This is a genomic window from Rhodococcus oryzae, from assembly GCF_005049235.1.
In the GTDB taxonomy this organism is placed as follows: Bacteria; Actinomycetota; Actinomycetes; order Mycobacteriales; family Mycobacteriaceae; genus Rhodococcus_G; species Rhodococcus_G oryzae.
The window spans coordinates 19974-43876 of sequence record NZ_SUMD01000013.1 but is presented as its reverse complement, the minus strand read 5'-3'; the positions used below and the strand labels follow the sequence as shown (position 1 = coordinate 43876).

The 23903-nt window shown below is 70.2% G+C and carries 20 protein-coding genes; 12 read left to right on the top strand and 8 right to left on the bottom strand.

Annotation, left to right across the window (positions count from 1 at the left end; all coding sequences use genetic code 11):
* Window positions 1-22: 22 nt before the first annotated feature.
* A complete protein-coding gene (locus FCG67_RS21980) occupies window positions 23-1009 on the bottom strand; it encodes an AurF N-oxygenase family protein (protein ID WP_097213961.1) in 987 nt (328 codons plus the stop codon).
* Between the two features lie 244 nt (window positions 1010-1253).
* On the opposite strand from FCG67_RS21980, the gene FCG67_RS21975 reads away from it, so the two are divergent.
* Window positions 1254-2063 carry an FAD:protein FMN transferase gene (locus FCG67_RS21975; protein ID WP_136911750.1) on the top strand — a complete coding sequence of 270 codons (810 nt, stop codon included), beginning with the start codon at window positions 1254-1256 and terminating at the stop codon, window positions 2061-2063.
* 15 nt (window positions 2064-2078) lie between these two features.
* On the opposite strand, the gene pgi is transcribed toward FCG67_RS21975, so the two are convergent.
* Window positions 2079-3728: a glucose-6-phosphate isomerase gene (gene pgi, locus FCG67_RS21970; RefSeq protein WP_136911749.1), complete on the bottom strand. Its 1650-nt coding sequence runs from the start codon at window positions 3726-3728 to the stop codon at window positions 2079-2081.
* Window positions 3729-3912: 184 nt separating this feature from the next.
* Between pgi and FCG67_RS21965 the strand changes: the two genes are divergently transcribed.
* Complete coding sequence (locus tag FCG67_RS21965) at window positions 3913-5364, top strand: NAD-dependent succinate-semialdehyde dehydrogenase (RefSeq protein WP_136911748.1); 1452 nt, start codon at window positions 3913-3915, stop codon at window positions 5362-5364.
* Window positions 5365-5403: 39 nt separating this feature from the next.
* Here the strand turns inward: FCG67_RS21965 and FCG67_RS21960 are convergent, their stop codons facing one another.
* A complete protein-coding gene (locus FCG67_RS21960) occupies window positions 5404-5697 on the bottom strand; it encodes a chorismate mutase (RefSeq protein ID WP_077042663.1) in 294 nt (97 codons plus the stop codon).
* Window positions 5698-5824: 127 nt separating this feature from the next.
* Between FCG67_RS21960 and pcrA the strand changes: the two genes are divergently transcribed.
* On the top strand, window positions 5825-8281 hold the full coding sequence (gene pcrA / locus FCG67_RS21955; RefSeq protein WP_136911747.1) for a DNA helicase PcrA: 2457 nt from the start codon (window positions 5825-5827) through the stop codon (window positions 8279-8281).
* Between the two features lie 6 nt (window positions 8282-8287).
* Here the strand turns inward: pcrA and FCG67_RS21950 are convergent, their stop codons facing one another.
* Window positions 8288-8686, bottom strand: coding sequence for a hypothetical protein (locus FCG67_RS21950; RefSeq protein ID WP_136911746.1), 399 nt, complete (start codon window positions 8684-8686; stop codon window positions 8288-8290).
* Between the two features lie 100 nt (window positions 8687-8786).
* Window positions 8787-9665, bottom strand: a complete 879-nt coding sequence (locus FCG67_RS21945) for a M23 family metallopeptidase (protein ID WP_136911745.1) — start codon at window positions 9663-9665, stop codon at window positions 8787-8789.
* A 426-nt stretch (window positions 9666-10091) separates the two neighbouring features.
* Between FCG67_RS21945 and FCG67_RS21940 the strand changes: the two genes are divergently transcribed.
* The 7 genes from FCG67_RS21940 to purH all read left to right on the top strand — a co-directional run bounded on the left by FCG67_RS21940 (window position 10092) and on the right by purH (window position 19195).
* Window positions 10092-11981, top strand: coding sequence for a hypothetical protein (locus FCG67_RS21940; RefSeq protein ID WP_246045219.1), 1890 nt, complete (start codon window positions 10092-10094; stop codon window positions 11979-11981).
* A 145-nt stretch (window positions 11982-12126) separates the two neighbouring features.
* The gene (sucC, locus tag FCG67_RS21935; RefSeq protein ID WP_027500848.1) at window positions 12127-13296 is read left to right on the top strand and encodes an ADP-forming succinate--CoA ligase subunit beta; all 1170 of its coding nucleotides are present in this window, start codon (window positions 12127-12129) and stop codon (window positions 13294-13296) included.
* A 13-nt stretch (window positions 13297-13309) separates the two neighbouring features.
* The gene (gene sucD, locus FCG67_RS21930) at window positions 13310-14224 is read left to right on the top strand and encodes a succinate--CoA ligase subunit alpha (protein WP_097213968.1); all 915 of its coding nucleotides are present in this window, start codon (window positions 13310-13312) and stop codon (window positions 14222-14224) included.
* A gap of 198 nt (window positions 14225-14422) precedes the next feature.
* Complete coding sequence (locus tag FCG67_RS21925) at window positions 14423-15331, top strand: DUF5336 domain-containing protein (RefSeq protein ID WP_136911744.1); 909 nt, start codon at window positions 14423-14425, stop codon at window positions 15329-15331.
* Window positions 15332-15438: 107 nt separating this feature from the next.
* Window positions 15439-16947 carry a cell division protein PerM gene (locus tag FCG67_RS21920; protein WP_246045218.1) on the top strand — a complete coding sequence of 503 codons (1509 nt, stop codon included), beginning with the start codon at window positions 15439-15441 and terminating at the stop codon, window positions 16945-16947.
* Window positions 16948-17003: 56 nt separating this feature from the next.
* On the top strand, window positions 17004-17645 hold the full coding sequence (gene purN / locus FCG67_RS21915) for a phosphoribosylglycinamide formyltransferase (RefSeq protein WP_136911743.1): 642 nt from the start codon (window positions 17004-17006) through the stop codon (window positions 17643-17645).
* A complete protein-coding gene (gene purH, locus FCG67_RS21910; RefSeq protein ID WP_136911742.1) occupies window positions 17642-19195 on the top strand; it encodes a bifunctional phosphoribosylaminoimidazolecarboxamide formyltransferase/IMP cyclohydrolase in 1554 nt (517 codons plus the stop codon). Before purN ends, purH begins: the two co-directional genes overlap by 4 nt.
* Before the next feature lie 118 nt (window positions 19196-19313).
* On the opposite strand, the gene FCG67_RS21905 is transcribed toward purH, so the two are convergent.
* On the bottom strand, window positions 19314-19505 hold the full coding sequence (locus FCG67_RS21905; protein WP_027500842.1) for a hypothetical protein: 192 nt from the start codon (window positions 19503-19505) through the stop codon (window positions 19314-19316).
* Between the two features lie 333 nt (window positions 19506-19838).
* The gene (locus FCG67_RS21900) at window positions 19839-20708 is read right to left on the bottom strand and encodes an endonuclease domain-containing protein (RefSeq protein ID WP_136911741.1); all 870 of its coding nucleotides are present in this window, start codon (window positions 20706-20708) and stop codon (window positions 19839-19841) included.
* Between the two features lie 200 nt (window positions 20709-20908).
* Between FCG67_RS21900 and FCG67_RS21895 the strand changes: the two genes are divergently transcribed.
* Window positions 20909-21415 (top strand): DUF2004 domain-containing protein, encoded by a 507-nt coding sequence (locus FCG67_RS21895; RefSeq protein WP_136911740.1) that lies wholly within the window; start codon window positions 20909-20911, stop codon window positions 21413-21415.
* A 48-nt stretch (window positions 21416-21463) separates the two neighbouring features.
* Here FCG67_RS21895 and FCG67_RS21890 read toward each other — a convergent pair whose 3' ends face one another.
* A complete protein-coding gene (locus tag FCG67_RS21890) occupies window positions 21464-22429 on the bottom strand; it encodes an alpha/beta hydrolase family protein (RefSeq protein WP_136911739.1) in 966 nt (321 codons plus the stop codon).
* A gap of 109 nt (window positions 22430-22538) precedes the next feature.
* Between FCG67_RS21890 and FCG67_RS21885 the strand changes: the two genes are divergently transcribed.
* Window positions 22539-23756, top strand: coding sequence for a PucR family transcriptional regulator (locus FCG67_RS21885; protein ID WP_169310591.1), 1218 nt, complete (start codon window positions 22539-22541; stop codon window positions 23754-23756).
* The last annotated feature ends 147 nt before the right edge of the window (window positions 23757-23903 follow it).

The window sequence follows — 23903 nt, the reverse complement described above, 5'->3', positions numbered from 1 at the left end:
AGCTTCCGATCTGGGGGTCTGGTCAGGCGGCGCTGCGGACCGGCTCGCTGCGGTAGCGCGAGCTCTTGCCGTCGATCTTCAGGCCCTTCCAGACCAGGCGCGACGCGGGGTTCATCAGACCGCTGTCGGTGGCCAGCATCCGCACGTCCGCGAAGTAGTCACGCAGGGTCTGGCGCGCCTCGGGGGTGCCCCAGAACAGGTCCTTCTTGACCTGCTTCGGGATGTCGAACTCGCGCCAGAACTGCTTCGGCGGAATGACGATGACGTCGCACAGGATGCGCATGATGATCGGCATAGCGAGCGAGGCGAAGAACCGCCCCACCTTGGACATCTTCGGGACGCGCCGACGCAGGAACTGGTGCGCGAAGGAGATGTGCCTGGCCTCCTCGGCGACGTGAATCGCCATGACGCCCTTCATGATCGGGTGGATGACGCCGTCCTCACGCAGCACGGCCTTCTGGATGTGATCGATCGGCTCCTCGCCCGCGAGGACGCCCATGAAGAAGATCACCGGCAGCGTCGAGCCGGCCAGCGGGAGGAACGGCGAGACGAAGCGCATCAGCGGACCCATGCCGGGGGTGTCCTTGCCGATCCGGTTGACCATCTCCTGGAACATCAGGGTGTGGTTGCACTCCTCGATGGTCTCGTGGGTGCAGTAGCGCGCCTCGGGGGAGCCGTTCTCCAGCGAGAACACGTACTGCATCATCCCGCGGATCAGGATGTTCTCGAACTGCAGGCCGACCTTGGCGACATTGGCCTGCCGCCACATGCCGATCTCGATCTGCTTCTCCAGGGGCAGCGCCTGGTACCACGGATGGCTGCCGAGGGGATCGCTCTCCTTCTGGAGGACCCACCGGGGATCGTTCGGGATCACCGCGAACTCGGGGGAATCCCAGTCGATGTCCTCGAAGGGATCGAAGTGCTTGTGCACCGAGGCTTCCGACAGCATCGTCAGGGACTCGTCGTACCGGGCCTGATCGGATCGATCGGTCGCTGTCGTCAGTGTCATGGCTACTCCCGCTGTCGCTGTCGTTGCTGAGGCGATCGCGCACGGCATCGTCTCTTCGGTGCGGCGTTCCGGCCGCGGTGTCTCGATGTTCAGGTAACTGTAACCGTGAGTCGCATGCAAATCCAGGCCTTCGGGCAATTCGATCGCGGCGGCAGGAAAGATCGCTCAGTCCCAGCTCAGAAACCTGGCGCATACTGGTTTCAGCAGACCCGCCACATCGGCGGCCCATCCGTGGAGCACCATCATGGTTCCGAGCATGCAGTGGCACACCTGGGGTAGCGAGGTGGAAATCCAGGTGACCGAGGGGGCCGCGCTCGGCGCTGCGGCCGACATCGCCGCCGCCACGCTCGCCGAGGTCCGCGCGGCCTGCGACCTCACCCGCGGCGATGCCGAGATCCACGCCGTCAACCTCTCCCAGGGCATGCCGGTCAAGATCAGCCGACGCCTCACCGCGCTGATCCGCGCGGCGCTGTGGGCGGCCCGGATGACCGGGGGCGCCGTCGACCCGCTCTCCCGTGACGCGGCGGACCCGCGCCGGGTGCCTCCCATTCATCCCGAAAGCACGTTCGAGGACATTCGCCTGGACGGCGACACGGTTTTCGCCCCGTTCGGGGTCTACCTCGACATCACCGGCACCGCGAAGGCGGGCATCGCGGATCGGGTGGCCCAAACCGCGGCGGGCACCCTCGAATGCGGTGTCCTGGTCCGGATCGGTGACACCATCTCGACCGCAGGGCACTGCCCGATCGGGGGCTGGCAGGTGGAGATCGGGGCGGGTGCGCCGATCGAGGTGCTCACGGGGAAGGCGCTGTCCTCAGCGCGTCCCGCGGTCCTGGAGGAGTGGGATGCCGACGGCGGACTGGACGGTGTCACCGTGATCACCGAGGACAGTCTCTGGGCCTATGCGGCGGCGGCCGCCGCCGTGAGCCGGGGAGTGGCAGCGCTGCGCTGGCTCGACGAGAACGAACTCGCCGCCCGCGTCGCGTACCGACGGGGCGCGGTGCGCATCACCGACGCGTGGACGCACCTGCTGCCCCACGGTCACGTCGCCTAGGCGGGCCGGGGGAACTCAGACCGCGCGGCCCCGCCTGCTGCGGTACCACCGCACCAGGGTGTCGGTGGACGAATCGGCTTGCTCCGCAGGGGCTTCGGGGTTGGTGAGGATCGGGCCGAGTTCGAGTGCCTGGGTCTTGCCCAGTTCGACGCCCCACTGGTCGAAGGAATCGATGCCGAACACGACACCCTCGACGAAGACCTGGTGCTCGTACAGCGCGATCAGCTGGCCGAGCGCCGAGGGGGTGATCCTGGGCGCGAGGATGGTCGTCGACGGCCGGTTACCGGGCATCACCTTGTGCGGCACCAGTTCCGGTGCGGTGCCCTCCGCCGCGATCTCCTCCGCGGTCTTCCCGAACGCCAGGACCTTGGTCTGCGCGAACAGATTGCTCATCAGGATGTCGTGCATGCTGCCGGTGCCGTCGAGCGTCGGCAGATCATCGGTGGGCTCGGCGAATCCGATGAAGTCGGCGGGGGAGAGCCGGGTGCCCTGGTGCAGCAGCTGGTAGAAGGCGTGCTGGCCGTTGGTGCCCGGCTCGCCCCAGAAGATCTCGCCGGTCGGGGTGGTCACGGGGGACCCGTCGGCGCGCACCGACTTGCCGTTCGACTCCATGGTGAGCTGCTGCAGGTAGGCCGCGAACCGGCCGAGATCGTTCGAGTAGGGCAGCACCGCACGCGAATCCGAGTCGAAGAAGCTCGAGTACCAGAGTCCGATGAGGCCGAGCAGCACCGGCGCGTTGTTCTCGAGCGGGGCCGTCGCGAAATGCCGGTCGATGGTGTGGAAGCCCTCGAGGAACTCGCCGAACCCGTCCTTGCCGATCACGCACATCAGCGACAGCCCGATGGCCGAGTCCACGGAATATCGTCCGCCGACCCAGTCCCAGAAGCCGAACATGTTGTCGGTGTCGATACCGAACTCGGACACCCGCTCGGCGTGGGTGGACACGGCGACGAAGTGCTTGGCGACGGCGTCCTCGCCGAGGGCCGCGGTGAGCCAGCGCCTGGCCGCCGTTGCGTTGGTGAGGGTCTCGAGGGTGGAGAAGGTCTTCGAGGCGACGATGAACAGCGTGGTCGCCGGGTCGAGGCCGGCCAGCTTGCTCACCAGATCGGCGGGATCGATGTTGGAGACGAACCGGGCCGCGATGCCGGCGTCCGCGTAGTGGCGCAGCGCCCGGTACGCCATCACCGGGCCCAGATCGGATCCGCCGATGCCGATGTTGACCACGGTGGTGATGCGCTCGCCGGTGGCCCCACGCCAGTCGCCCGAGCGCAGCCGATCGGTGAAGCGCCCCATCCGTTCGAGCACCTCGTGGACGTCGGCGACCACGTCCTGGCCGTCGACGACCAGGGCCGCGTCGGCGGGCAGTCGCAGCGCCGTGTGCAGTACGGCGCGGTCCTCGGAGGTGTTGATGTGATCGCCGCGGAACATCGCGTCCCTGCGCTCCTCGACCCCGGCCGCGCGGGCCAGTTCGATCAGCAATCGCAGGGTCTCGCGTTCGACCCGGTGCTTGCTGTAGTCGATGTAGAGATCGCCTGCCGTCACCGTGAGCTCGCTGCCGCGCTTGGGGTCCTCGGCGAAGATCTCGCGCAGGTGTCGCGTCCCGACCTCGTCGTGGTGCGCGCGAAGCTCCTGCCAAGCGGCCGTGGCGGTGATGTCGAGACTCATACGTCGAGACTAGTGGGGGAGAACCGGCGGCGCTCAGCGCTTCCCGGTGCGGGTGCTCCTTGATCGATCGTGTCCGGCGGTTCGCCGAGTGTGCACCTACGGGCGGGACCACTCGGCCGACGCGACGGGACCTGCACACTCGACGGGGCCTTCCAATACGCGCGCGGGCGGGCAGTATGGAGCCATGGACGAGCGAACTCTGATCGAGTCGATCCCGACCAAGCTCTGGATCGGCGGCAAACAGGTGGACGCGGCAGGCGGCGCGACGTTCACGGTGGTCAACCCCGCGACCGGCGAGCCCCTCGCCGAGGTCGCGGACGCAGGCCCCGCCGACGGCCTGCTGGCGCTCGATGCGGCGGCTGCCGCCCAGCGCGAGTGGGCGGCCACCCCGGCGCGCAAGCGCGGCGAGATCCTGCGGGCCGTGTTCGAGGCGATCACCGCCCGCGCCGACGACTTCGCCCTGCTGATGACGCTGGAGATGGGCAAGGTGCTGGCCGAGAGCAAGGGCGAGGTGGCCTACGGCGCCGAGTTCTTCCGTTGGTTCAGCGAGGAGGCGGTGCGGATCGCGGGCCGCTACACCCACGCGCCCGCGGGCACCGGCCGGATCCTGGTCGGCAAGGCCCCGGTCGGGCCGTGCCTGGCGATCACCCCGTGGAACTTCCCGCTGGCGATGGGGACCCGCAAGATCGGGCCCGCCCTCGCTGCAGGCTGCACGATGATCGTCAAGCCCGCCGCCGAGACGCCGCTGACCATGCTGTTGCTCGGACAGCTCATCGCCGACGCCGGGCTGCCCGACGGCGTCCTCTCGGTGCTGCCGACCTCGAACGCGGGCGCGCTGACGGCGCCGCTGATCGACGACCCGCGGCTGCGCAAGCTCACCTTCACCGGGTCAACCGGAGTCGGGCGCAAACTGATCGAGCAGTCCGCGAAGGGGCTGCTGCGCACCTCGATGGAGCTCGGCGGGAACGCGCCCTTCGTCGTGTTCGACGACGCCGATCTGGACGCCGCGGTGGACGGGGCGATGCTGGCCAAGCTGCGCAACGGCGGCGAGGCCTGCACCGCGGCGAACCGGTTCCACGTGCAGAACTCGGTCCGCGATGAGTTCAGTGCCAAGCTGACCGAGCGGATGCGGTCGATGACCCTCGGGCCGGGCACCGACCCGGATTCGAAGCTCGGACCCCTGATCAACCCCGCCCAGCTCGAGACCGTCAGCGAGCTGGTGCGGGACGCGGTCGCGGTGGGGGCGCAGGTGCGACTCGGCGGCCAGGCACCGGGCGGGCCGGGCTACTTCTACCCGGCGACGGTGCTGGCTGACGTGCCCGTGGAGGCCCGCATCCTGCGCGAGGAGGTGTTCGGTCCGGTCGCCGCGATCGCCGGGTTCGACACCGAGGAGGAGGGCATCGCCGCCGCCAACGACACCGAATACGGACTGGCCGCCTACATCTACACGCAGAGCCTGGATCGGGCGCTGCGGGTGGCAGAGGCACTCGAGACCGGGATGGTCGGCGTGAACAGGGGCGTGATCTCCGACGCCGCCGCGCCGTTCGGGGGCGTCAAGTCCTCCGGGTTCGGACGCGAGGGCGGCAGCGAGGGCATCGAGGAGTACCTGGAGACCAAGTACATCGCGCTGCAGTAGCGGCGGGCTCCGGTCGGCCTGGCCGAGCCGGCTGGTGTTCTACTGGCCGAGCCGGCCGCGGCCGAGGCGCAGCAGCAACATCGCCAGGGTGTGACCCTCCTGGCCGAGGTCGCTGAAGCGCTCGAGAACCTTCATCTCGCGGCTGTGCACGAGGCGGGGGCCGCCGGAGGCCATCCGGGTGCGGCCGATGATCTGCGAGACCTCGCTGCGGCGCTTGATCGCGGCGAGGATCTCGGCGTCCAGTCGGTCGATCTCCAGTCGGAGCTCCTCGATCTCGGCCTCGCTGGTGGGGAGGTCGGGGTCGGTGGCATCCGATGGAACTGAGCCGCCCATGTGTATTTCTCCTCGTGTCAGATCAGGAATCACAGTTTGCCACGGGTACGAGGGGCTGACCATCGGCGGGGGCGCGGGCCGGTCCGGGGGCGCCGCTGTCGGTGCGCGGCGGTAGCGTTGACAGACGATGAACACTTTCTCAGCAGCAGCTCAAGCGGGTACCCGCACTCCTTCGGCGGCCCTCCTCGAGGGGCTCAACCCGCAGCAGCGCGAGGCAGTGGTGCACGCCGGTTCGCCGCTGCTGATCGTGGCGGGCGCGGGCTCGGGCAAGACCGCCGTGCTGACCCGTCGGATCGCGTATCTGCTCGCCGAGCGGGACGTCGCGCCCGGGCAGGTCCTGGCGATCACGTTCACCAACAAGGCCGCCGCGGAGATGCGCGAGCGCGTGGCGCATCTCGTCGGGCCCCGGGCCAACAACATGTGGGTCTCGACCTTCCACTCGAGCTGCGTGCGGATCCTGCGGATGCAGGCCGCGCTGCTGCCGGGTCTGAACTCGAACTTCACCATCTACGACGCGGACGATTCGCGCCGGCTGCTGACGATGATCTCGAAGGACCTGGAGATCGACGCGAAGCGGTACTCCGCGCGCCTGCTGGCCACGCACATCTCGAACCTCAAGAACGAGCTGATCGACCCGGAGCGGGCCGCGGCCGACGCCGACAAGGATCCGAACGAGTTGGTCCGGCTGGTCGCGAAGGTATACGGCCACTACCAGGCTCGACTGCGCGCGGCCAACGCGATGGACTTCGACGACCTGATCGGCGAGACCGTCGCGCTGCTGCAGAACTTTCCGCAGGTGGCCGAGTACTACCGGCGCCGGTTCCGGCACGTGCTGGTCGACGAGTACCAGGACACCAACCACGCGCAGTACGTGCTGGTGCGCGAGCTGGTCGGAGGGATCGCGGACAGCGGGTCCCTGGTCCCGCCCGCCGAGCTGTGCGTGGTCGGCGACGCGGACCAGTCGATCTATGCGTTCCGCGGCGCCACCATCCGCAACATCGAGGAGTTCGAGCGCGACTACCCCGACGCCAGGACCATCCTGCTCGAACAGAACTACCGATCCACCCAGAACATCCTGTCGGCCGCGAACGCGGTGATCTCCCGCAACACCGGCAGGCGCGAGAAGCGGCTGTGGACCGAGTCCGGCGAGGGCGAGCTGATCACCGGCTACGTCGCCGACAACGAGCACGATGAGGCCTACTTCGTCGCCTCCGAGATCGACAAGCTGGTGGACGCGGGCGACGCGAAGTTCGGTGAGGTCGCGGTGTTCTACCGCACCAACAACTCGTCGCGGGCGCTGGAGGAGATCTTCATCCGCCTCGGCCTGCCGTACAAGGTGGTCGGCGGCGTCCGGTTCTACGAGCGCAAGGAGGTTCGCGACGTGGTCGCGTACCTGCGGGTGCTGCAGAACCCCGACGACACCGTCAGCCTGCGCCGGATCCTCAACACCCCGCGCCGCGGCATCGGCGACCGCGCCGAGGCCTGCGTGGCCGTGCACTCGGAGCAGCGCGGCATCGGCTTCGCGCAGGCGCTGCGGGACGCGGCGGACGGTGTGGTGCCGCTGCTGAACACCCGCTCGCAGAAGGCGATCTCGGCGTTCCTCGAGATGATGGACGACATCCGCGAGACATTGCAGCCCGACGACACCGGGCTGATCGACATCGGCGAGGTGGTCGAGGCCGTGCTCGACCGGACCCGCTACCGGGCGGAGCTCGAGGCGAGCAGCGATCCGCAGGACGGCGCGCGACTGGACAACCTCAACGAGTTGGTCAGCGTGGCGCAGGAATTCAGCTCCGATGCGCGCAATGCCGCGGGCGTGGAGACTGAGATCGACGAGAGTCTCGAGGGCGCGCTCGCGGCCGCGGCCGACGGCGATCTCGACCCCACCGAGGGCGAGCCGGACCCGGGCTCGCTCGCCGCCTTCCTCGAGCGGGTGTCGCTGGTGGCCGATTCCGACCAGCTGCCCGACAACGGCGACGGCGTGGTGACCCTGATGACCCTGCACACCGCGAAGGGCCTCGAATTCCCGGTGGTCTTCGTGACCGGCTGGGAGGACGGCCAGTTCCCGCACATGCGGGCGCTCGGCGACCCGGCGGAGCTGTCCGAGGAACGCAGGCTGGCCTACGTCGGCATCACCAGGGCCCGGCATCGCCTGTACCTCACCCGCGCGATCATGCGCTCGGCGTGGGGTCAGCCGATCACCAACCCGGAATCACGATTCCTGCAGGAGATTCCGTCCGACCTGCTGCACTGGCGGCGGGAGGATCCGGGTACCGGCGCCGGTGGCGCGATCGGGGGCGGGCGTCCCCGCGGCGGCCAGGGCTACGGCGGTGGCGGCGGCTTCGGTGGCGGTCAGGGCTACGGCGGGTCGGGCAACGCGACACCGAGCTTCGGTGCCGCGCGGGCTCGCAACAACCACCTGGTGCTCGCCGTCGGCGATCGCGTCAGCCACGACAAGTACGGTCTCGGAACGGTTTTGGAGACAAAGGGCAGTGGGCCGACGGCGACGGTCACCGTCGACTTCGGCTCGGCGGGCAAGGTGCGTCTGATGCTCATCGGCGGCGTTCCGATGGTCAAGCTCTAGCTGTCGCTAGGAGGCACTTCCCAACGGCGACGGGATGGCGTCGAACTGCAGTGTGGTCGTGGCCGGGTCGCCGCCGGGCGCGTCGAAGGTGAAGACCGCGACGTACCGTCCGGGTTCGTTGACCCGGGTGGCCACTGTCGCCCCGCCGAGGGTCAGGGGGACGGTGAGGGTCCGGTCGTCGCCGTCCGGTTCGGCGATGTGGATCAGGACCGGGGTGGTCGCGTCCGCACCGGCCGGGACGGGGCTGACGGCCATGGCGAGCGTCACCAGGTTGTCCGAGTACACGGTTCCGATCGGCGGCATGGCGGTGATCTGATAGGCGGCGGCCGATGCGGTGGGCGCCAGTGCAAGCGAGACTGCGCCGGTGAGAGCGGCGGCGACGACGGACCCTCGGAAGTAGTTCACGCGAACCCCTTGCTACGTAGACGTCAACGGAGTCTGGCGCACCGAAGGCTAATGCAGGCAGCGCCGTTCCGCCGGTCGAATGCCGGGGTGGGGGTCGTTCCTAGTCGCGCTCGACGCCGAGGCTGATGCCGCGGGTCGCGAGCCAGGGGAGCGGATCGATCTTGTTCTCGCCGCCCAGGTGCACCTCGAAGTGCAGGTGCGGTCCGGTGGAGAAGCCGCGGTTGCCCATCCGTGCGATCTGATCGCCCGCCATGACCTTCTGGCCGACCGAGACGTTGGACGAGTCGATGTGGCCGTAGACGGTGACGGTGCCGTCGGCGTGCCGCAGCCGTACCCACATGCCGAAGCCCTGTGCGGGCCCGGAGTCGATGACCTCGCCGTCGGCGACCGCGTAGATCGGTGTGCCGATGGCGTTCGCGATGTCGACGCCTGCGTGCAGCGTGCCCCACCGGGCGCCGTAGCCGGAGGTGTAGGAGCCGACGGCGGGCAGTACGAAGAGGGGGCGACGGGCGGCGGCCTCGCGGGCGGCACGCTCCTCGCTGAACCGCTGGCCCTTGGCGAGCAGGTTCGAGAACTGGCTGAGGTCCGTCGGGGCCGCGATGTTGAGGACCTGCGGAGCCTGGGAGCCCGTGTTCGCGGCCGTGTCGGCGGCGAACTGGGCGGCCTGCGGCTCGGCGGTGGCGGCGGTGCCCGTGGAGCTGTCGTCCGAGGCCAGATTGAGCTCGGCGGTATCGGTGCTGCTGGGGCCACTCAGGCCTGCCTGGCCCGCGGCGACGACGGCGCCTGCGGCGACCGCGATGACTGCGGCGCGGCCCTTGAGGGCGGTGGGGGGAGTGGGGATCCGGTGCGCTCCACCGCGGCGAGCGGGAGCTGCGAGGTCCGAATCGAAAGAGGTGTCGAGCTGGTCGAGCGAGGCGGCGCGGTAGTTCGTGGAGCGCGGTGTTCCGAGATTCGCGGACCCGATGTAACGATCCGGCACGCGATGCGAATAAGTCTGCGTGGTCTCGTTGTCGCCTGCGTATTCGAAGCGCGATCTACTGGGTTCAACCGGGGCCTCGTAGCGAGGCTCTACGGCGTGACCTGCGGAAATCGAGTAAACCGTCGTTGAGGCCTCGTCGGCCTGCTCCTGCGGGGCGAAGCGGCTGGATTGGAAGGGTGCGCGATGCCTGGACACTTGCCGCCTTCCTGTTCGTGATCTGTCTGTGACTTTGACCAAAGCGACGGTAACGAAACGGTTGCGAGCGCCGCAACTCCTAGCGCTAACTCGTGGTGATATGTGAGATGCATCACAGAGTGATCACGGCCGGTCCTGGGAATACGCCGGAAGGCGGCTGTAACGGGGCGAGCTGGATTCTTGTGAAGTTCGGTCGAGACCGACGCCGATGACCCACTAGCGTCTGTCCGCGTGGCGCCCTCACCCGATCTCAGAACCAGTTCTCGGGCCAAGCCCGAACGCATCGACGCCCGGGACGGGTTCGGCTCGTCCGAGCCGTCCCGCGGCCCGGGTCCGGTCGCGATCGCGGCGGTCGTGCTCGCTCTGCTCGGTGTCGCCGCGACGGCGGTCGCCCCGGTGCTCGGCGTCGTCCGCCCGGAGACCGGGCCCGCCGTCGCCGCTGCCGCCGTCGCCGCCCTCGTCTGCGTGGCGCTCGCGCCTGCCTTGGCCGTGCTGGCACTGGTGGGCCGCAGGCCTGCCGTCGCGGGCACGGTGTTGGCAGGCGCAGGCGGCGTTTCGGTCGGACTGGTGGTGCTCGACCTCCAGCTCCTCGACGACCCGATCAACGCGAACCGGCTCGAGCTGTTCCGTCCGCTGACCGCCGCGTCGCTCAGCGCGGGTCCCGGTGCCTACGCGATCCTGGTGGGGCACGTCCTCGCGGTGCTGGCGGGGTTGCTCGGACTCGTCGCGGCGGCGAGGGCCTCGAACGCCGACGGCTACGGCCACTCCGATTACCCGGATCACGACGGGGCGGGCGTCGGCCGCCGGATCGGCGCCGGACTCTCGGTACTCGCGGTGGCGGCCGCGGTGGTCCTCGCCGCGGCGCTCTTCGCGCCGCCGCTGAGATCGACCGACCCGGTGCTGCTCGTGCCCGCCGTCATCGAGTCCGCGGCCCCGATGTCGTTGGGCGCGGGGCTGGTCGGGGTGGCTGTCCTGATCGTGGTCGCCGCGGCGCTGGCCGCGATCTCGCCACTGGGCGCGGCGGGCGCCATCGTCGGGGCCGCGGTGGCTGCCCTCGGTGTCATCGGCGTGCGACTGGTCGCGGGCCTGCTGGCGGGTGACGGCGTCTCGGTCGGTCCCGGTTCGGTGGTGGCGATCGCGGCGTGCGCGGTGCTCATCGCGGTCGGCTGCGTGATCCCGGCCGCGGCGGCCGCCCGGGCGCGCCGCGGGCTCGCTCAACTCCTGGCGCAGTCCGCCGCCACGGCCACGGCGGCGCCCGCGGCCGCGGGCACCTCCAAGTCCGCCGCCCGCGCGAGGGCGGCCGCGGCCGAACGGGCCCGGGTCGGGCGCTGGCACGTCGCCACCGCCGTGGCCGGGATCGGGGCCGGGCTGCTCGGCGCGGTCGGCGCGCTCCTGCCCGTGCTGTCGGTTCCGGACGGAGTGCCAGAGCCGCGGATCCTGGCGACCAGGGTGGTGCTGCTGGCCGGGGTGGTGCTGGTGGTCGCCTGCGTCTGGTTGCTGCTCTCGGAGTTCGCGGGTCTGGTGCGCCCCGCGGTCGGGGTGCTGTGGGCCGCGCACGTGATGGCGGTCGCAGCGGCGCTGCAGGCGCTCGTGGTCGCGGGCGACCTGCCGGGGGTCGGACCCGGCCCCGGCGCGGCGCTGCTCGCCCTGTCCGCCATCGCGGCGGCCGCAACCGGACTCCTCGCGCTCTGCGCGGGGTCGGCGGAGCGCGACGGCATCGACACCTCGGTCGACGTGCCCGTCCAGCTGCCGGTGCTGATCGTCGGCTCGGTCGCGGCGCTCGCGTCGGTGCTCGCCCTCGGCCTGCCGCTTTATCGCGGTCGCGACTTCGGCCCGGACTCGTTCGCGCAGTGGCCGTGGGGCTGGGATCTGTGGGGACGCGCACTCCTCGCGGTCGTGATCGCGGCGGCAGCGCTCGTCGCCGCGCGGTCAAGGGCGGCACGGGGCGCGTCCCTGATGATCGGCGCGGTGACCGGAATGTCCGTATACCTGATGGGGTGGCCGTTGACACGCGCCCGGGTGGCGGAGCCCGCGATGGGCGCGGGTGCGGTCTGCGGGCTCGTCGCGGTGGCGTTGCTGGCGGTGACCGCTTTCTTGGTGGTTCGTCGAAATCGCCGGTGAGCTGACGCTCACGCCCCCTTGTGCCGTGAGATATGCCACATAGCATCAATGCGGTCGATAGACGATTGATTCAACTAGATAAAGTCCGGGACGGACCCGCTCTTACCCCTCGAGCGGGCGTCAACACTGACGAGACGGTGAGCAGATGGATCTCTTCGAATACCAGGCGAAGGAACTCTTCGCCAAGCACGGCGTGCCGACGTCGGCAGGCCGTGTTACCGACACTGTCGCCGGCGCACGTGAGATTGCCGAGGAAATCGGCAAGCCCGTGATGATCAAGGCGCAGGTCAAGGTCGGAGGCCGCGGCAAGGCCGGCGGCGTCAAGTACTCCGCCGACGTCGACGCGGCTGTCGCGAACGCCGAGTCCATCCTCGGGCTCGACATCAAGGGACACGTCGTCAAGAAGCTGCTGGTCGCAGAGGCGAGTGACATCGCCGAGGAGTACTACATCTCCTTCCTGCTCGACCGCACGAACCGCACCTACCTGGCCATGTGCTCGGTCGAGGGTGGCGTCGAGATCGAGGTCACCGCCGAGGAGAACCCCGACGCCCTCGCGAAGATCCCGGTGGACGCCGTCAAGGGTGTCGACCTCGCGTTCGCGCGCAGCATCGCCGAGGCGGGCAAGCTCCCGGCCGAGGTGCTCGACGCCGCGGCCGTGACCATCCAGAAGCTCTGGGAGGTCTTCATCAAGGAGGACGCGCTCCTCGTCGAGGTCAACCCCCTCGTGCGCACCCCCGATGACCAGATCCTGGCCCTCGACGGCAAGGTCACCCTGGACGAGAACGCCGGCTTCCGTCAGCCCGGCCACGAGGCCTTCGAGGACCGGGACGCCACCGATCCCCTCGAGCTCAAGGCCAAGGAGAACGACCTCAACTACGTCAAGCTCGACGGCTCCGTCGGCATCATCGGCAACGGCGCGGGTCTGGTCATGTCCACCCTCGACGTGGTCGCGTACGCGGGCGAGAAGCACGGCAACGTCAAGCCGGCCAACTTCCTCGACATCGGTGGCGGCGCCTCGGCGGCCGTCATGGCCGCCGGCCTCGACGTCATCCTGAACGACGCCCAGGTCAAGAGCGTCTTCGTCAACGTCTTCGGCGGCATCACCGCCTGTGACGCGGTCGCCAACGGCATCGTCGGCGCCCTGCAGACCCTGGGCGACGAGGCCAACAAGCCGCTCGTCGTGCGCCTGGACGGCAACAACGTCGAAGAGGGTCGTCGCATCCTCGCCGAGGCCAACCACCCGCTGGTGACCGTCGTCGCCACCATGGACGAGGCCGCCGACAAGGCCGCCGAACTCGCCTTCGCAGCGAAGTAAAGGGACTAGAACAATGGCAATCTTCCTGACCAAGGACTCCAAGGTCATCGTCCAGGGCATCACCGGCGGCGAGGGCACCAAGCACACCGCCCTGATGCTCAAGGCGGGCACCCAGGTCGTCGGCGGCGTCAACGCCCGCAAGGCCGGCACCACCGTCTCGCACACCGCCGCCGACGGTTCCGCCGTCGAGCTGCCGGTCTACGCGACCGTCGCCGAGGCCATGGAGAAGACCGGCGCGGACGTCTCCATCGCGTTCGTCCCCCCGGCCTTCTCCAAGGACGCCATCGTCGAGGCCATCGATGCGGAGATCCCGCTCCTCGTGGTCATCACCGAGGGCATCCCGGTGCAGGACTCCGCGTTCGCGTGGGCCTACAACGTCGAGAAGGGCAACAAGACCCGGATCATCGGCCCCAACTGCCCCGGCATCATCACCCCGGGCGAGGCGCTGGTCGGCATCACCCCGGCCAACATCTCCGGCAAGGGCCCGGTCGGCCTGGTGTCCAAGTCCGGCACCCTGACCTACCAGATGATGTTCGAGCTCCGTGAGTACGGCTTCTCGACCGCCATCGGCATCGGCGGCGACCCGGTCATCGGCACCACCCACATCGACGCCATCGAGGCGTTCGAGAAGGACCCCGAGACCAAGATCATCGTGATGATCGGCGAGATCGGCGGCGACGCCGAGGAGCGTGCGGCCGACTACATCAAGGCCAACGTCACCAAGCCGGTCGTCGGCTACGTCGCGGGCTTCACCGCCCCCGAGGGCAAGACCATGGGCCACGCAGGCGCCATCGTCTCCGGCTCCTCGGGCACCGCGCAGGCCAAGAAGGACGCCCTCGAGGCGGCAGGCGTCAAGGTCGGCAAGACGCCGTCCGAGACCGCCGCTCTCGCGCGCGAGATCCTGCAGAGCCTGGTCGTCGAGGCCTGAGTGAACTGAGCGGCTGACCCCGCTCCGGTCTCACCGAACGAGGGGCACCTGCCCGCGCTCATCGCGCGGGAAGGTGCCCCTCGTTCTTTTTCGTCCGACGGGCGGGCGCCGCGGGCTCAGGGTTCACACAGAGAAATGCGCTAGCGTTCATTGAGGAATTGACCAGTCGCACAATGCAGACCCTCCCTAGGAGATGTCATGACTTTCACGCCTGCGGGGTCCGGTTACGGTCCGGGCGAGCCGCCGTCCGGGGGACTCGGGTCGAAGGGCCTGCCCTACCTGCTCACCCTCGGCGTCCTGGGGCTCGCCATCATCAACTTCCTGCTCGGGTTCGCCCCGTTCGCGAAGGTGACCACCTTCGGTGACGAGACCCTGACGCAGAGCTCCTTCGAGGCCGGCTACCCGATCCTGGCGCTGGCCTTCCTGCTCTTCGGTGGGCTGCTGGCCGGCCTGTCGCTGCTGCCCGAGCAGCCGTACAAGGGCGCGGCCGCGGCCGCGTCGGTGGTGGGATTCCTCATCGCGTTGTTCTTCATGTTCAGCCTGTCCGAGGGCGTCTCGCTGGCCGTCGGCGGCGTCACCGGCCTGATCCTGGCGTTCGTCCAGGCCGCGGTCGCGGTGGCGGTGCTGCTGTTCTCGCTCGGCATGCTCAAGGTGCCCGCCCCGAAGCCGGCCGGCTACGCGCCCCAGGGTTACCCGCAGGGCTACGGCCAGCCGCCGCAGGGCTACGGCCAGCAGCAGGCGCCCGGCCAGCCGTACGGCCAGGCGCCCCAGGGCTACGGCCAGCCGCAGGCGCCAGGTCAGCCGCAGGCCCAGCCCGGCTACGGACAGCCGCAGGGACAGCCCGGCTACGGACAGCCGCAGCCGTATCCCGGTGGCTACGGTCAGCAGGGCTACGCGCAGCCCACGAACCCGTACGCCCCGCCCGCACCGCAGCAGGGCTACGGCCAGGCGCCGCAGGGTTACGGCCAGCCGCAGCAGTCCGGCCCGCAGGACGCCGCCACCGGCCCCGCGCCGCAGTCGCCCGAGACCCCGGCGCCCGCAGCGGACGACGGCACCGCCGCGCCCACCCAGGCCTTCGGCTCGGCCCCGAAACGGGACGCGGACTAGCGACACCCGCGCTCGACGCCCCCCGGTGAGCCGGGGGGCGTCGTCGTGTCCTGACCTGTCGGCGCGCCTGGCAGACCGTCCCCAAGACAGATGTCACCCTCGAGGAGATGAGTTCCTTGCGCAGCAGCGACACCCTCCGCCGTTCGAGCAGACGACGGACACCGGCGGCACCGAGGCCGACGCCGAACCCCGAGCAGATCCGCACCCTGCTCGCGGTGGCATTGCGGCCCGCGCTGGTCGCGCTCGCGCTGATCGCCGCGTGCATCCTCGTGACGCTGGTCGCGGCGAACAGCGATCTCACCGGGACAAGCGGCGCCATCGCGGCGAGCTGGCTGGCCGTGCACCAGGTGCAGCTCACCATCGGCGGCGCCTCGCTCGGCGTGCTGCCGTTGGTCCCGACCATCCTGATGATCTGGTCGGTCGCGCGCGGCTGCGCGCACGCCGTCACAGAGCAGACCCCGCGACACGAACAGCTCTGGGTGCTCGGCGCCGCGCTCGCCGGTCCGTTGCTGGTCACCGCGGTGGCGTTGGCCGTGATCAAGGACGCGTCGTCGGTGATCGCGCTGGCCCCTCCCAACGCGCTGGCCGCCTTCGCCTGGGTGCTGGGCGTGCACCTGATCGGAGCGGGCATCGGGATGGGCAGCAAGCTGTGGCGCCCGATCTGTGCCCGGCTCGGCGTACCGGAGTGGGTGCGCGCGTCCGCCAGGCCCGCGCTGAGGGTCGGGTTGGCCCTGCTGGCGTCCGGGGCGGCCCTGACCGCGGTGGCGCTGATCTCGTCCTGGGCCGAGGTGGGCGAGCTGCTCGAGGCCGGTGACGGTTTCGGCGGCGCGCTCGGCCTCACCCTGCTCTCGATCCTGTACCTGCCGAACCTCGCGGTCGGCAGCGCGGCGATGCTGGTCGGGTCGACGGCGCACCTCGGGGACGCGTCGCTGAGCGTGTTCACCGTCGTCGGCGGGCCGCTACCGGCGCTGCCCCTGCTCGGGGCGGTGCCCGCCGGGCCGAGCGGTGGCGGCTGGCCCGCCCTCTTGCTGATCCCCGCGGCCCTCGGCATCCAGCTCGGACGGGACTGCGCGCACCGCGCGGGTGGTCGGGCGGTGGCGGTGCGCAAGGTGCTGGTCGCGGCCGCCGCGGCGGCCCTGGCGCTCGGCCTGCTCGGTTTCGCCGCGGGCGGGGAGCTCGGTTCCTTCGGGACGGTCGGGGTGGACCTCGCGACGTTCACCGGGCTGTCCTTCGCCTGGTTCGCGGTGTTCGGTTCGCTGACCGCGCTGGTCGTGGCCAAGCACGGGGGTGGAGGCCGCGAGCAGTCGAAGCCCGCCGAACAGCCCGATCCGCCGCGGACCTACACGCTGGCCGCCCGAATGCTCGATCGCCCGGTGCCGGAACCGGTGAAGGAGCTGCCGGGTGCCTCGTACATCGAGGGCGAGGTGGTGGTCGAGGCCGAGGTGGTCGACGCCGGCGGCGACCCGGTCGCGGCGGCGAGCGATCAGGTGGTCGCATCCACCGCCGCGGTGGATGCCGAGATCGACGACGCGGTGGTGGATGCCGAGGTGGCGGACGTCACGTCCGATCCGGCCGAAGCGGACCTGCCCGACGGCACCCGGACCAGCAGCGACTAGGCTTCTTCCCGGCCGGGGCACCCTCCGGTCGCTGGCCCGCACACAGGAGTAGAGCGCTGACTGCCTCGCGTGAGTACTTCCGCCCCGGCTCGACCGAGCCGGTCCGAGTCGTGGTCCTCGCTTCCGGTACCGGGAGCCTGCTGCAGTCGCTGATCGCGGCAGCCGTCGACGGCTACCCCGCGCGCATCGTCGCGGTCGGGGTGGACCGCGACTGCGACGCCGCGGGGCACGCGGAGGCCGCAGGCATCCCCGCCTTCCGGGTGGGACTGCGCGACCACGCAGACCGGGCCGCATGGGACCGGGCGCTGACCAAGGCGACGGACGCGCACCAGCCGGACCTCATCGTCTCGGCCGGGTTCATGAAGATCCTCGGCCCCGAGTTCCTCGACCGCTTCGGTGGCCGCATCATCAATACCCATCCCGCCCTGCTGCCCTCGTTCCCCGGCGCGCACGCGGTGCCCGATGCCCTGGCCTACGGCGTGAAGATCACCGGTTCGACCGTGCACCTGGTCGATGCGGGGGTCGACACCGGACCGATCCTGGCCCAGGAGCCCGTGCCCGTGCTCGAGTCCGACGACGAGTCGAGCCTGCACGAGCGGATCAAGACGGTGGAACGGCGACTGCTGGCGGAGGTTCTCGCCGCTGTCGCCACCCGAGGTGTTATTTCCGATGGACGAAAGGCCGTGATCCCGAAGTGACCGAACGTAAGGCTGTGCGCCGCGCATTGGTGAGCGTCTACGACAAGACCGGCCTCGTGGAACTGGCCACCGGGCTGCACAAGGCCGGCGTCGAGCTGGTCTCCACCGGCTCCACGGCCTCGAAGATCGCCGATGCCGGCATCCCCGTCACCAAGGTCGAGGACCTGACCGGCTTCCCGGAGACCCTCGATGGTCGCGTCAAGACCCTGCACCCGCGCGTGCACGCCGGCATCCTCGCCGACACCCGCAAGGACGAGCACCTCGATCAGCTCGTCGAGTTGGGCGTCGAGGCGTTCCAGCTGGTGGTCGTGAACCTGTACCCGTTCACCGCCACCGTCGCATCCGGCGCCACTCCGGACGAGTGCGTCGAGCAGATCGACATCGGCGGTCCGTCGATGGTGCGCGCCGCCGCCAAGAACCACCCGTCGGTCGCGGTCGTCGTGGACCCGGGCAAGTACGAGGACGTTCTCGCCGCGATCTCGGCGGGCGGGTTCACCCTTGCCGAGCGCACTTCCCTTGCCGCGCAGGCCTTCCAGCACACCGCGTCCTACGACGTCGCGGTCGCCAGCTGGATGACCTCGACCCTCGTCGAGTCCGACACGCAGTTCCCCGAGTGGGCAGGCGCGAGCTGGAACCGCACCGCGGTCCTGCGTTACGGCGAGAACCCGCACCAGGCCGCGGCGCTGTACGAGGACCCGGCGGCCCCCGCGGGACTCGCACAGGCGAAGCAGTTGCACGGCAAGGAGATGTCGTACAACAACTACACCGACGGTGACGCCGCCTGGCGCGCCGCCTTCGACCACGCCGAGCCCGCGGTCGCGATCATCAAGCACGCCAACCCCTGCGGCATCGCCGTCGGTGCCGACATCGCCGAGGCGCACCGCAAGGCGCACGCCTGCGATCCGGTCAGCGCGTTCGGTGGCGTCATCGCGGCGAACCGCGAGGTGACCGTCGAGATGGCCGAGCAGGTCGCCGAGATCTTCACCGAGGTCGTGATCGCGCCCTCCTACGCCCCAGGTGCCGTCGAGGTGCTGGCACGCAAGAAGAACGTGCGGGTGCTCGAGGCCGCGGTCCCGAATGCGACCGGCGTGGAGCTGCGCCCGATCTCCGGCGGCGCGCTGCTGCAGGAGCGGGACGTGCTCGATGCCGAGGGCGACGACTCGGCCAACTGGACCCTGGTCACCGGTGACGCGGCCGACGCCGCGACCCTGAAGGATCTTGAATTCGCTTGGCGCGCATGCCGTGCTGTGAAGTCGAATGCGATCCTGCTCGCTCATGACGGGGCCTCGGTCGGCGTCGGCATGGGGCAGGTCAACCGCGTCGACTCGGCGCATCTGGCCGTGCAGCGCGCGGGGGACCGGGTCGCCGGTTCGGTGGGCGCCTCCGACGCGTTCTTCCCGTTCCCGGACGGCTTCCAGGTCCTCGCGAACGCGGGCGTCAAGGCGGTCGTGCAGCCGGGCGGTTCGGTTCGCGACAACGAGGTGATCGAGGCCGCCCGCGAGGCGGGCGTCACGATGTACCTGACCGGGGCGCGCCACTTCGCGCACTGAGGTTCTTCTCGCGCACCGAGGTTCTGACGAAAGGTGCACACTCGCTTCCCGCCGAGTGTGGACCTTTCGTCGTTCCTACCCGGGCGATGCCCCGGTAACTGCACACTCGACGCCGTCGTCAGGCGGCCGACCCGGAGATCACGATCCGGGCCGCGCCGCGGTCGAGCAGCTCGCGCGCCAGGTCGGTCGCGGCCGCGCGCTGAGCGGCGTCGGTGTGGGACAGATCGAGGGTGACCGCGTGGCCGGTCAGGTCGGCGGGCAGGGAGGTCAGCGGCGGTGCCGTGGACAATTGGCTGATACGAAGCTTCATGGGAGTTCCTTGCTGTTGAAAATGCTGGGGGTAGTAAAAGAAACGGCACCCGGGCGTGTGCCCTGGGTGCCGAGAACGGATCCGCTACGTCAGGATCGTTCTCGGGATACGCGCTTGGCCGACATGTGGCAATGCCACGCGGGTACGGCGCTGAGGTGCGCGTAGTGCGTCATTGTGGCCGTCCCTTCGGTCTAGGCGTCGTTGGTTAGGCGAGAACGCTACAGCACGCCGACGGCGAGCGCATCTCGGTTTCCGGCGCCGGGGCCGCCGAGAGTGCATCTGCCGGCGCATCGTCCGAGATGGGACGGGGGAATCTGCACACTCGACGGGCTGTCAGACCGGGGCGCCCGCCTCCCATAGCGCCGCACGGATACGCTTCGCGACCGTGTGCGGACGCAGTCGCAGCTGCGCGGAACCGACGCGGATCACCCGCCACCCGAGGTTCGCCAGCACCTCCAGTCGCTCGACATCCCATGTGCGTTGACTCTCGTCGGTCCAGTGCTGCTCGCCGTCGTATTCCACGAGAACCTTCCAGCGTTCCCACCCCATGTCCGACCGCGCGACGACGCGGCCGCGCTCGTCCCGGACGAGGATCTGCGTCGACGGGCGCGGCAACCCACCGTCGATCAACAGCAGCCGGGTTCGGGTCTCCTGTGGCGACTCCGCGCCGCCGTCGACGAGTTCGAGCACCTGGCGGAGCTGGACGATTCCCCTTGCCCCGCTGTGATTCTCGGCCAGCGCACGGATCTCCTCGGGCTTCGTGTCGGTGGCGTTGCAGAGCGCGTCGAGCACCTCGACCGCGCGGTCGAACGGGAGCCGCCGGCCGAGGTCGTAGCCGGTGCGGGCCGGGGTCGACGCGAGCCACCCGCCTGCGAGGCAGATCTCGTCCGGGGCCAGTGCGTCGCCGTGGATCAACACTCCCGACGTGCTGCGCCTGCTGCCCGTCCGGAACAGCTCCGCGCGGGTGCCCGGGTCGATCCACTTGGTGCCGTGCACCGCGGCGGCGGACATCCCCGCGAGGATCCCGTCCTCGCCCGCCCAGAGTGCCGCCGCCCGCGCGCGCAGGATCGCGTCGAGACCGATTCCCTTGGCGATGTACACATCTCGATGGATCCGATGGAAGGTCAGGCGTAGCTGCCGGTCGGTCACCGCTCCGACCGCAACGGCCGCGCTGCCCGAGAACGGTTCGTCGAATTCCCCCATCCGTCGAGACTGGCCGACGGATCACGGATCCGGCAGGGCCCGGGGCGATCTGTGGAGAACCGACTCGGTTGTCCACAGGTCGGCCGAAAGTGCAGTTGTCGGGGCATCGCTCGGGTAGGCGCGACGGTAGCTGCACACTCGGCGACGGCCGCGGTGCCCGAGACGACCGCTGCCCGGGACGGCTAGGGCATGCTTGTGGGATGCAGGTGACAATTCACTCGGAGTTGGTGGGTTCGCTGACGTTGGACACTGATTCGGGCTTTGCCGACGACATCACCATTCGAACTCCGAACGGTGCTGTGCCCGTGTGGTTGTCCATCTTCGAGAGTGTCTCTCGGAACGGCGAACTCCTGCGTGAGACGGGTGGCCTCATCGACGCGTTCCCCGAGTTGGTCAGCAAGGCGCGCACCCTCCTCGTGGAGGATCTCGGCACCGGGATGCAGGTCGCCCAGTTCGTGGAGTTCCACACGGACGAGCTCGACCTGCCCGAGGTTCGGAAGGCGTACGAGGAGTATCGAGGTCAACGCGCGACGGCGGAGGGGCTGGTGGCTCTCCTGGACCCGAAGGCATTCGTCTTGAATGTGGGTGGGGGTGGTGGCCTGGAGAGCTGGATCGACTTCACGCTGTCGCCGGATGCTTCCGACCAACTCCTGGTCGTTCGCTTCGACTCGGACCGACACGCGACGAGCATTTCGTGGGAAAGCTGACGAGATCGACCCCGCGTCGAACCAGTTGATCAGGTTGAGAGAGACGCCCTAGAGCCCGGCGAGCCAGTTCCGGAACCCGACGGCGAACTCCGCTGAGTAGGGCAGGTCCTCGATGTAGTCGGCGCCGGTCGAGTCGCGCTCGCCGATCTCCTTGAGCACGTGGTTGGCCGTGGTCATCCGCACCGACGTCAACGCGACGGCGGACAGTGCCACGTCCAGCGCGTCCACATCGGCGTCGGCGACCTGGGTGTCCCGCGCCGAGCAGCTGGTCAGCACCGGCAGTCCCGCGGGCAGCGCACCCGCCAGCACGCGCGGGTCCAGCGCATCCTCCTCGGCGAGCGCCTTGGCGTTGACCGGCACGAACCCGGCCATCCGCAGCGGCTCGGGCAGGTCGTCGGGGAGGGTGCCGTCGGCGCGCAACGACTCGACGGCCTCGGTCAGCGCGGTGCGCAGCTCGTCGGCCAGCTCGAGCGGGAGCGCCCCGGCGCCGAGGGCGCCGTCCACCTGCGCGTTGATCTGCCGGGTCAGCAGGTCCAGCAGCCGGACCGCGAGCGGCTCGAGCAGGCCGAGCCCGGCGAGGGCCGGGGCGTCGTCGGCGACGGCAAGCGCGAGCCCGACCAGAGCGCCCTCGCTGTGGCCGATCACCAGCAGCCGGTCCGCATCGACACCCGGTTGCGCCGCAAGGTAATCCAGCCCGTCGGCCGCCGCGTCTACGAAGGTGGAGAAGCCGAGCCCCGCGACGTCCTCGACCTCGTACGGCCCGAGCCCGGTCTCCCCGCTGCCGAGCTTGTCGTAGCGCAGGCTCGCGAAGCCGGCGTCGGCCAGCGTGTCGGCGAGGAAGCGGAGGGTGCCGATGGACCCGGGCATCAGGGCGCTGTCCCCGTTGCGGTCGGTCGGCCCGCTGCCTGCGAGGAGCAGGGCCGCGGGCACCGGGCCCGACACGCCGTCGGGGAGCCGCAGGCTGCCGTGCAGGGTGACGTCGCCGCTGGCAAAGGTGATCTCGGTGTCGGCCATGGCCCACTGTCTACCAGAGCGCGGGGCCAGGGAACGAGCCCGTCGGCGCCGCCCCGCGGGCTACCATCCTGCTCATCGCGGACCGTGCCTGCGGCTGCGGGATGGTCTCGTGGAGAAGGGCGGCGACTGGGTGCGCGACGGGGACAACGCCTCACACATCCTGACCGCGGTGGCGCGGCCGCTCGCGGGGCGACTGCCCGCGATCGCCGCGGGGCTGGCCGAGCAGATCCTCGCCGAGGACGGCGCCTACGCCGCGCTGGTCGCCCCCGCGGAGCTGCGGGACACGATCCTGCACAACCTGGGCCAGGCCATGACCTCGATCCTGGACCGCTCCGAGGATCGCCCCGTCGACCTCTCCGACGCCGCATGGACCGGCCGGACCAGGGCCGAGCAGGGCCTGCCGCTGTCCTCGCTGCAGGACGCGTACCGGCGCGGCTGCCGGCTGCTCTGGCAGGCCATGATCGAGACGGTTGCCGAGGAATACCCGGCCTCGCTGCCCGACCTCTTGCCGTGTGTGGGTGACCTGTGGGACATCGTCGACCTCCTCGTCGGCGCGGTCGCCGATGCCTACCAGGAGGCGGAATCGGAGCGCCTGGCGCGGGACGGCGAGCGGCGCAACGCCGTGCTCGACGTCCTGCTCGGCGGGCCGGGAGCCGACTTCCCCGTCGGCGGGGGAGCGGGCCTCGTCGCGGAGGCATCGGCATTTCTGGGCCTGGCCGAGCGCGGCCGCTACGCGGTGGCGGTGGTGCGGTCGGTCGGGCGGGGTGCCGGTCTGCCCAGGGACAGGGGCTACTCGGCGACTGGGGGCTTCCACATCCTGTGGCGGATCCGCGCGGATCACGAGGTGGGGCTGATCTCGCTCGGGTCGGACGAGGTGGCCGAGCCAGCCCGGCTGCTGGAGGAACAGGGCGTGGCCGCCGGGATCAGCCCGGTGGTGGGTTCGCTGGCCGAGCTGGCAAGGGCCCGTTGGCTCGCCGAGATCGCATTGCAGACCTGCGCGCCCGACACCGACGAGGTGGTGGTGCTCGATCGGCGGCTGCCGGTCGCACTGGTCGCCGCCCAGCCGGACCTCGCGGAGCGGCTCCGGACGGTGGTGCTGGGCCCGGTGCTCCGGTTGCCGCCGGTAGAACGCGACCTGCTGCTCGACACCGTCACCGCCTGGCTGGACGCGGGCGGCTCGGCGGCGGGCGCGGCCGCGACGCTGTTCTGCCACCGCAACACCGTGCTGAACCGGTTGCGGCGGATCGAGGACCTCACCGCCCGATCCATCACCGACCCGCGCGCGATGATCGAGCTGGCCCTGGCCGTCGAGGCCGCCCGCCGATAGCCCGATCTGGGCAGCCGAGCCAGTACAGGGGCCGCCCGATTGTGCTCGGGCACAAGGCACGCGCGGAGATCGGATTTCGGCTGCACGCCGCGAGAGCGCGGCATAGCTTTCACGCCAGGAACTCCCCGTCGCCGGCCCGGAGACATG